Origin of the sequence: Mycobacterium colombiense (assembly GCF_001665835.1) — a bacterium.
Lineage (GTDB): Bacteria > Actinomycetota > Actinomycetes > Mycobacteriales > Mycobacteriaceae > Mycobacterium > Mycobacterium colombiense_A.
The window spans coordinates 1-3,086 of the sequence record NZ_LZSX01000023.1; the positions used below are offsets into that span (position 1 = coordinate 1).

At 58.3% G+C, this 3,086-nt stretch carries 4 protein-coding genes; all 4 read right to left on the reverse strand.

The window, feature by feature from the left end:
- Positions 1–64 (reverse strand): hypothetical protein (locus A5760_RS27190; protein WP_155764202.1); only part of this gene is annotated, 64 nt, incomplete at its 3' end.
- A 426-nt stretch (positions 65–490) separates the two neighbouring features.
- Positions 491–1,174, reverse strand: a complete 684-nt coding sequence (locus A5760_RS04395; RefSeq protein WP_064878057.1) for a class I SAM-dependent methyltransferase — start codon at positions 1,172–1,174, stop codon at positions 491–493.
- Positions 1,175–1,879: 705 nt separating this feature from the next.
- A complete protein-coding gene (locus tag A5760_RS04400; protein WP_064878059.1) occupies positions 1,880–2,776 on the reverse strand; it encodes a mycobacterial-type methylenetetrahydrofolate reductase in 897 nt (298 codons plus the stop codon).
- A 157-nt stretch (positions 2,777–2,933) separates the two neighbouring features.
- The coding region (locus A5760_RS25960) for an adenosylhomocysteinase (RefSeq protein ID WP_196771982.1) at positions 2,934–3,086 on the reverse strand (153 nt) is incomplete at its 5' end.

Below are 3,086 nucleotides of genomic sequence, written 5' to 3' on the forward strand. Positions count from 1 at the left end.
AGATCTTGTCGGGATGTCCCTCAGTCACCGACTCACTGGTAAACAGGCGACCCTTTTCGCTCACAATGACAATCCTTTCTCGTTAACCCGCAAGAGCCGCGGACTAGCTCAAGGTCCGCGTGACATTAGTTAGGTGGTGAGCAACTCGCCCGAGAAGGCCATAGTCCTCGATATGCCAAAACAACTTCTTATGTGGCCTTCACGAATCCGATTCTGGTGTCCCCCCGCAGCCGATGCACAAACCTGGAACACTTCGGGTGTGGTGCCATGCCCCGGTGCGGATCACCACCAGAGTCTTATTGCGGCCCATTCGATCCAAACATGCGTCACAATTACCGGTGTTGAGCGGGGTGCACGATAGCGGATGCTGGCCCGAATGTGGGCGGACATGCAGCCATCGCTTTCGCCATGTCCGCTCCACGCCGCCACACATTGATAAGCGGGTCGCGACAGAGTTCCCGTTTCTCTTCGCGGTGTATTGCCGCTTCGGTTAAGCGCGGTGTGCACTCACCAGCCATGACGGTAGCTGTGCACGACCGTCCTGTCCGATGATGACGTTGCGATATTCGAAACCTTCGGGCAACACAGTCGGGACGTTGATCCACGCACGGGCGGGTTGGATGTCATCCACAACGAGGTGCTCGCCGACGATGGAACGCAATTGGCGCTCAGTGAACGGGCGCGGGCCAAAATCGGCGTCGGGCGGGAAGGCCTCAGTGGCGAAGACAAGAGCGAAAAAATTGCCGCCTGGCTTCAGCGCATGTGCGCTGGATTCGATGTATCCGTGTCTGAGTCCTTCAGGCAGGCAGTGAAACACCAGGCCGTCAATAACGGTGTTGAAATGTTTTTCATAGCCGGTCGAATGACTCAGGTCGGCCACGTCGAACTTCACAGTCAGGCCCCGATGCGCTGCTGCTTGCGTCGCCCGTTCGATGGCGTTGACGGACCGATCCAACCCGACAACCTCATACCCTTTTTCGGCCAATGCCAATGAAGTAACGCCCACGCCGCATCCGGAATCGAGGACAGGCCCCTCAAAAAGGCCCTTCCGTTCAAGAGCAGCTAAAGCAGGTTGTAACTCGCCAATATTCCAACCGGGATCTCCGGGGGCGTATGACGCCTTGCCCTCATACAGTTCATCCCAGTTCACAGTATTTACATTAAAGGTAGGCATGGTGAGTTAGTTTAGGTAAGCAGCGGCGCTCTCCGCAACACGGTGAGGAGTATTTAATGCATCTGACACACAATAATTTCCGATACCTTCCTTTTCTATCAGGCGGCTCGGAAGATACTGTTAATTTTCGTAAAGTCTGGCACAGTCAGGCCGGAATAAAGCGGGCCCCTAATTCCACCATTCCTGTCAATTCGCTTCGGAGAACCTGGCTATTTCCGAAGAGTCAACCCTACGCAGAACTATAACCTCAAGGTGGTCGATCACCTGCGGCGAAGCGGCTAGGATCCCCCGAGATGCACTGTCCTAGCCTAGGCTCAAGCGGGCGCACTGATTGCAGTTTTGAACGTCGCTAAATTAATAAGGTGATCGCCGTCAGTGCGCCTTCACAACGAGTCAACTTATCTTTGGGTTCACTTACACAAGAGCCCGCATACCAGAGCTTCTCAGCCTGGCCCAAGAGCACCTGCTATTAGCAATTTTCGCCCGATCCGGCTAATGGATAGCGTCGGTATGGCTCCAATGAAATTGCGCCACGTATAACGTCGCTGGCACCGACACTAGGAGGAAAGCGCCGGCTCCTGAGGTCGTGCGATATCTACCCCGTTTTGATCAGTCATTTGGCTACTTCCCGGCGACTGGCGTGCTGGCCGGTCGGTTGGCGACCGCTTCGCTCGGCTCGACCGGACCGCGCTACCAGCAGTAATGCTATGACGACCGGGCGGGTGACCAGTAGGCGAGCATCTCGGCGAACGTCTGGAATGCCGATCCCGACACCCCGTAGGTGGCCTCCAGATGGATGCTCATCGGGAAACCAAGCTCGGCGACGCCATCGATCACGCGCTTGTACAAGTCCACCACGAGGCGACGCTTCTCTGTCGGTTCGCTGCCGGCCAGCTTCTTCACAAAAGCCTGCTCATCGGCCACCCCGGCATTTCCCGGGTCCTGGATCAACCAATTGATCAGTCCGACACGGGATTCGAGTGCGGGCACGAAACCGAACGACAGCAGCACTTCGGGCCGATGATCGCTGTTGTCGGCGAAGTCGGCCAGGAACCCCACGATCGCGTCCGAATACAACAACTGTGTCATGCCGTAAGTGGCGCCCCGGTCGCATTTGAGTGTGAACCGGGCCTGCTCGCCTTCGCGTGTCGGGATCAGAATTACGCCACGGTTGGGCACCAGGCCCCTATAGATCGACAGTGCGTCGGTGGGCGCGACGCCGAAACCCTCGCCGTCGTTCATCGTGCGCGGGACGCCGACGAACACCACGCCTTCCATACCCGCTCGGCACAAGTCGAAGAGGCGGTTACCCAGCGACGACTCATCCATGAAAGCGGTGACCTGGGTGCACAGTCCCTTGGCCCAGGGCAGCTCCGGTTTGATGATCGACCAGAAGTCGAGCACGTCCAGCTTCTGTTGCACCGGGACCGGCCGGTCGTCGTCCTCGGCGATTATGCCTGGGATCATCACGTGCCGAATCCAGCTGTCGAGCCCGGAATCGCTCGAGTACTGCGCCACTTTGCGCGCTTCTTCGAACGCCCGCTCGCGACCACCGTCCATATTTGGTGGCACGAGCTCAAGCGCGATGGTGTTGAGAGTCATACGGCTCCTGTTCGTCCTGAGGGTCTGAGGTCGGCACACCAACGCCGGGCTTCCGCCACGGCAACGAAGCTCACGTCGTCGCCAACAACCTTCCCGAAACCAGTCATGCGCACGTCCGGACACATCAACGCTGGTGTGCTCGGTGATGGCGCCGACCTCAGTAGCGGTAGTGGTCGGCCTTGTAGGGGCCGTCGACGTCGACGCCGATGTATTCGGCCTGCTCCTTGGTGAGTTTGGTCAGCTCGCCACCCAGCGCCTCCACGTGGATGCGCGCCACCTTCTCGTCCAGGTGCTTGGGCAGCCGGCCGAT

Coding starts and splice junctions, on each gene's coding strand:
- A5760_RS04400 (WP_064878059.1), bottom strand. CDS start 2,776: ATGACTCTCAACACCATCGCGCTTGAGCTCGTGCCACCAAATATGGAC.
- A5760_RS04395 (WP_064878057.1), bottom strand. CDS start 1,174: ATGCCTACCTTTAATGTAAATACTGTGAACTGGGATGAACTGTATGAG.